A 6,000-nucleotide genomic window follows, 5' to 3' on the forward strand; every position below is an offset into this window, starting at 1 on the left:
GTTCACCCGGTGTCCCCCCGCGGTTGGATCATCTTCCCGGAGCACCGGGACAGGCCTCCCGCCCTGGTGCGGAACCCGATCACATGGCATCGTCCTGAACAGCCGACGCGCACCCGCACCCCCCGGCCACCACCCCGGGGACCGGACGGTGCGCGGAGGCGACGCACACGACGCGTGGAAGACAGCCCGGGAGCCGCCATGACCGACGAGCACAGTGCCGCACCGACCACCCCGGACCTGCCGGACCGCCCGGAACCTCTCTGGCGGCCCGCCCCCGACCGGATCGACGCCGCCCGGCTCACCCGCTTCCAGGCCTGGGCCGCCGAACGCTTCGGAGCCCCGGCGGCCGTGCCCGGCGATCCGGCGGCGGGCTACGCGGCGCTGCACCGCTGGTCCGTGGCGGAACTGCCCGTCTTCTGGCAGGCGGTCGCCGAGTGGTTCGACGTGGACTTCGCCACCCCGTACGAGACCGTCCTCGCCGACCGCGCCATGCCCGGCGCCCGCTGGTTCCCCGGCGCCACCCTCAACTACGCCGAACACGCGCTGCGCGCCGGGAAGGACCCGGCCCGCGCCGGCGACGCCGCCCTGCTGTACGTCGACGAGAGCCACCGGCCCGTCCCCGTCACCTGGAAGGAACTGCGCCGCCGGGTCGGCTCGCTGGCCGCCGAGCTGCGCCGCCTCGGGGTGCGCCCCGGCGACCGGGTCAGCGGCTACCTGCCGAACATCCCCGAGGCCGTCGTCGCCCTCCTGGCCACCGCCGCCGTCGGCGGGGTGTGGACCTCCTGCGCCCCCGACTTCGGCGCCCGCAGCGTCCTGGACCGCTTCCGGCAGGTCGAGCCCGTCGTGCTGTTCGCCGTCGACGGCTACCGCTACGGCGGAAAGGAACACGACCGCACCGGGACCGTCGCCGAACTGCGCCGCGAGCTGCCCTCCCTGCGCGCCGTCGTCCACATCCCGCTGCTCGGCGGTCCCGCCCCCGACGGTGCCCTGGAGTGGGAGGACCTCACCGCCGCCGACGGCCCGTCGGCCGAACCGGTCTTCGAGCACGTCCCCTTCGACCACCCGCTGTGGGTGCTGTACTCCTCGGGCACCACCGGACTGCCCAAGGCCATCGTCCAGTCCCAGGGCGGCATCCTGCTCGAACACCTCAAACAGCTCGGCCTGCACTGCGACCTGGGCCCCGGCGACCGCTTCTTCTGGTACACCTCCACCGGCTGGATGATGTGGAACTTCCTCGTCTCCGGCCTGCTGACCGGCACCACCGTCGTCCTGTACGACGGCAGTCCCGGCCATCCCGGCACCGACGCCCAGTGGCGGGTGGCCGAACGCACCGGCACCACTCTGTACGGCACCTCCGCCGCGTACGTCATGGCCTGCCGCAAGGCCGGCGTCCACCCCGGGCGCGACCTCGACCTCTCCCGCGTCAGGTGCGTGGCCACCACCGGCTCACCCCTGCCTCCCGACGGCTTCCGCTGGATCCACGACGAGGTCGCCGAGGACATGTGGATCGCCTCCGTCAGCGGCGGCACCGACGTGTGCAGCTGCTTCGCGGGCGCCGTCCCCACCCTCCCGGTGTACGTCGGCGAGCTCCAGGCCCCCTGCCTGGGCACCGACCTGCAGTCCTGGGACCCGCACGGCAAGCCCCTGGTCGACGAGGTCGGGGAGCTGGTCGTCACCAACCCCATGCCGTCCATGCCGGTGAGCTTCTGGAACGACCCCGACGGCTCCCGCTACCACGACAGCTACTTCGACACGTACCCCGGCGTGTGGCGGCACGGCGACTGGACCACCCTCACCTCGCGCGGCACCGTCGTCATTCACGGCCGCTCCGACTCCACCCTCAACCGGCAGGGCGTCCGCATGGGCTCCGCCGACATCTACGAGGCCGTCGAACGCCTTCCGGAGATCCGCGAGTCCCTCGTCATCGGAGTCGAGCAGGCCGACGGCGGCTACTGGATGCCGCTGTTCGTCCAGCTCGCCGAGGGAGCCGTCCTCGACGACGGTCTGCGCGACCGCGTCAGGCGTACCGTCCGCGAACACCTCTCCCCGCGGCACGTCCCCGACGAGATCATCGAGGTGCGGGGCATTCCCCACACCCTCACCGGCAAGCGGCTCGAGGTCCCGGTCAAGCGGCTGCTGCAGGGCGCCGAACTGGACAGGGCGGTCAACCCGGGCTCGGTCGACGACGTGGAGCTCCTCCGCTTCTACGAACGCCTCGCCCGCGAACGCCGCGCCACCTGATCCGGCCGCCTGCCCGACCGTCTCCCGGACCGCTGTCAGACCTCTCCGTTACGTTGAGTGACTGTACGGACACACCACTCAGGGGGAGACATGGCACACACCGATGACCGGGACCGCCGCGACCGGACCGGCAGGCGGGGAAGCGGGCGCCGTCCCGCCGGACCGGGTGGGCACGGGCCGGCGGCCACCCGCCGGGCCCTGCGCAGGGAGGCACCCAGCACGGTCGCCGTCGTGGCCGACGCGGCGGGCTTCACGGCCATGCGGCGGTACCGAACGTTCGCCTTCGCCGACCACCACACCTACCTGCGGCAGACGGAGGGGCTGCTGCGCTCGCTCACGGCCCAGGGCATCCACACCCGCGTCGGCCTCTTCGACCCGGCGGACTACGAGCACTTCTGCGTCCAGGAGCGCATCGACCCCGACACACCGGACAGCCGCACCCGCTACGTCGCGGAGGTCGCCGCGACCGGCGCCACCGTGCGGTACCGCGGCCAGCCCATCGGCCGGCTGCTGCCCCTGCTGCTCGACGGCTGGGAACGGCAGGACACCTGGGAACGCGCCACCGAACTGCTCGCCGGCCTCGGTCCCTGCACCGACTGCGGGGAGGACATCGGAGCCGCGGCGCTCGACGAGGCCGCCCGGCTCCTGGTACGGATCACCGGTTCCGCCGGGCCCGGTACCCACCACCTGGTGTGCAGTGTCACCGGGGAAACCGGCCCGCTGGTCGCGGTGCTCCACACCGGAAGCGCACCGCGGGGCGCGCCCGCACCCCCGGCGCCGGCCACCGGCGGGGGCGCGGCCGAGGAACTCGTCTTCCGCGCGGTGCTCGCCGCGGGCATCGCCACCGAGCGCCCCGGCGGCGTGGTGATGCGCACCGTACGCGGCGGAGGGGAAGACGGAGGGGAGGAGGTCCGGGGCTGGAGCCTGACCGGCGGCCGGCTCCGCCCGCTCTCCGAAGCGGAGGTCTTCTCGGCCTACTGCACCGATGCCCGCACGGGGGAGCCGGTCCCGCCCGAACCGGGCCTCCTGTACCGCGCGGGCTTCCCGCTCTCCCGCCCCGGGACGGCGGACGGACCGAACAGTGCGGATGGACCGGACGGACCGGACGGACCAGAAGAGGAGGAGAAACGAGAAGGCAGAGAGGGGTGAGAAGGGCCCGCAGGAGCCCCAGTCCGCCCGGCGCGGGACGAGCGGCTTCCCGCGCGGTCGGTCACTCCCCGGACAGCACCGACCGCGCCGCCGCCCGCGCCTCCGCACCACTCTCCGAGGCGCGGGCGGCGGCCGCCGCCCGCTCGCACTGGGCCAGGGTGTGCCTGGCCAGGGCCGCCCGCACATAGGGGATGGCCGAAGCCCCCATGGACAGACTCGTGACCCCCAGTCCGGTCAGCACGCAGGCGAGCAGCGGATCGGAGGCCGCCTCACCGCAGACACCGCAGCTCTTGTCCTCGGCGCGGGCCGCTCCCGCCGCCATGGCGACCAGATCCAGCAGCGCGGGCTGCCAGGGATCCTGGTAGCGCGAAAGGGCGCCGACCTGCCGGTCGGCGGCGAAGGCGTACTGCGCCAGATCGTTGGTGCCCAGCGACAGGAACTCCACCTCCCGGAGCACCGAACGGGCCCGCAGCGCCGCCGAGGGCACCTCCACCATGGCCCCGACATCGGCTCGCAGCCCCGCCTCCCGGCAGGCATCGGCGAACGCCCCGGCGTCGGCCCGGTCGGCCACCATCGGCGCCATGACCCCCAGATGCACGGGCAGCCCCGCGGCGGCCCGGGCGAGTGCGCGCAACTGGGTCCGCAGCACCTCGGGGTGGTCGAGCAGCGTCCGCAGCCCGCGCACTCCCAGCGCCGGATTGGGCTCGTCGGCCGGGGTGAGGAACGCCAGCGGCTTGTCCGCGCCGGCGTCCAGCACCCGCACCACCACGCGTCCCTCCGGGAAGGCCTCCAGCACCTGCCGGTACGCCGCCGCCTGCCGTTCCTCCGACGGCGCGGCCGCCCCGCCCTCCCGGCCGTCCTCGAGGAACAGGAACTCCGTGCGGAACAGACCGATCCCCTCGGCACCGGCCCGGACCGCCGCCGCCACATCGGCCGGCCCGCCCACGTTGGCCAGCAGCGGCACCCGGTGGCCGTCGGACGTCACGCCGGGCCCGGCCGCCGCCGCCAGCGCCGCCTTCCGCTCCTCGGCGGTCCGGCTCAGCTCCGCCCGGCATTCCGGGCCCGGCTCCACCAAGACCTCGCCCGTGCTGCCGTTCACCGCGACGACCGTGCCCTCGGCCAGTTCCACGGCACCCGTCAGCGCCACCACCGCGGGCACTCCCAGCGACCGGGCCAGAATGGCGGTGTGGCTGGTGGGACCGCCCTCCTCGGTGACGAAGCCGAGAACGAGCGCGGGATCGAGCAGCGCGGTGTCGGCGGGCGCCAGATCGCGTGCGACGAGCACATACGGTTCGGCGCTGTCCGGCACCCCCGGCATCGGCACCCCCAACAGCCGGGCGACGACGCGGTTCCGCACGTCGTCCAGATCGGCCACCCGCCCGGCGAGGTACTCGCCCGCCCCGGCGAGCAGTGCCCGGTAGGCGGCGAAGGCGTCGTGCACCGCGCGCTCGGCGGTGCCGCCCATGGCGATGCGCCGCTCCACGTCGATCATCAGCTCGGGATCCCGGGCCATCATGGCCTGGGCCTCCAGCACGTCCTGGGCCTCTCCGCCCGCGAGGTGCCCCCTCGCCACCAGATCGGCGGCCACGGCGTCCACCGCCTGGCGTACCCTGCCCTGCTCGTGCGGCACCTGCTCCGGGGAGGTCTGCCCCGGAGGCGGCTCCAGCGCCGCCGTGCCCATGTGCCGTACCTCGCCGATCGCCACCCCGTGGCTCACACCGACACCTCGAAGCGTTGTCTCCATGTCACCGTCCCCGGTCGGTTTCGTCTCGGTGGGTGCGCGTGCGGACGCCTCGCTCCCGGCCCTCACGGCGGCCGGGCAGCCGGCCGGAGTCACCGCCAGGTGAACAGCGTGCCCCCGGCCGGCACGTCCGCCTCCTCGACCACGTCGGCCAGCGCGTCGGGAGTGGCCTCCAGTGCCACGACCGGGCACACCGGCGACTTTCCCGATGCCTCCACCTCGGACGGATCCCAGCGGACGACCGGGTCGCCGCGGCGTACGGTGTCGCCCTTGGCGGCCAGCAGCTCGAAACCCTGACCGTTCAGCTGCACCGTGTCGATACCCAGATGCGTCAGTACGCCGTGGCCTTCGTCATCCACGACGACGAAGGCGTGCGGATGCAGTGAGACGATGATGCCGTCCACGGGTGCCACGGCGACGGACGGTTCGCGGACCGGGTCCACAGCGGTTCCCGGGCCCACCATCACGTCGGAGAACACCGGGTCGGGTACGGCCGCGAGGCCGATGGCGCGTCCGGCCAGCGGGGACGTCACGGTGGTCATGGGAACCTCCCGGGGAGCGGGGATCGTGCGGCCGCCGTCACTGTGCGTCCGTGACCGGCGACTGACCAGAAGCGTAGGACACCGGGCCGCCCGGTTCCGTGAACGCGCGTACGACGGCCTGTCCGGGGCCTGCCCGGCGCCCGCCGAATCGATTTGCTTCCGTTCCTGCCCCCATGTACCCTCGTACTTCCGTCCGACGCCGACAGCGTCAGGGGCGTGTCCAACCAAACCTCCTTCCGTATCCGGTTCGGTTCCGTTTGTCCGCATGCCTGCGGTCGGCGGAGAGCGAATTTCGGACTCTGCGGGAAGGCTGGTAAAGTCGGAAAC

At 73.6% G+C, this 6,000-nt stretch carries 4 protein-coding genes; 2 read left to right on the plus strand and 2 right to left on the minus strand.

The features are described from left to right. Positions 1–198 precede the first annotated feature (198 nt). Entirely contained in the window at positions 199–2,241 is a 2,043-nt protein-coding gene (locus V1L54_RS27830) for an acetoacetate--CoA ligase (RefSeq protein ID WP_330120919.1), read from the plus strand. Positions 2,242–2,331: 90 nt separating this feature from the next. Then, on the plus strand, positions 2,332–3,390 hold the full coding sequence (locus tag V1L54_RS27835) for a DUF8829 domain-containing protein (RefSeq protein ID WP_330120920.1): 1,059 nt from the start codon (positions 2,332–2,334) through the stop codon (positions 3,388–3,390). A gap of 61 nt (positions 3,391–3,451) precedes the next feature. Here the strand turns inward: V1L54_RS27835 and ptsP are convergent, their stop codons facing one another. Together ptsP and V1L54_RS27845 are read right to left on the minus strand one after the other, a co-directional pair. Further along, the gene (gene ptsP, locus V1L54_RS27840) at positions 3,452–5,134 is read right to left on the minus strand and encodes a phosphoenolpyruvate--protein phosphotransferase (protein WP_330120921.1); all 1,683 of its coding nucleotides are present in this window, start codon (positions 5,132–5,134) and stop codon (positions 3,452–3,454) included. Positions 5,135–5,223: 89 nt separating this feature from the next. Continuing rightward, complete coding sequence (locus tag V1L54_RS27845) at positions 5,224–5,673, minus strand: PTS sugar transporter subunit IIA (protein WP_330120922.1); 450 nt, start codon at positions 5,671–5,673, stop codon at positions 5,224–5,226. Between the last annotated feature and the right edge of the window lie 327 nt (positions 5,674–6,000).

The organism is Streptomyces rubellus (assembly GCF_036323805.1).
In the GTDB taxonomy this organism is placed as follows: Bacteria; Actinomycetota; Actinomycetes; order Streptomycetales; family Streptomycetaceae; genus Streptomyces.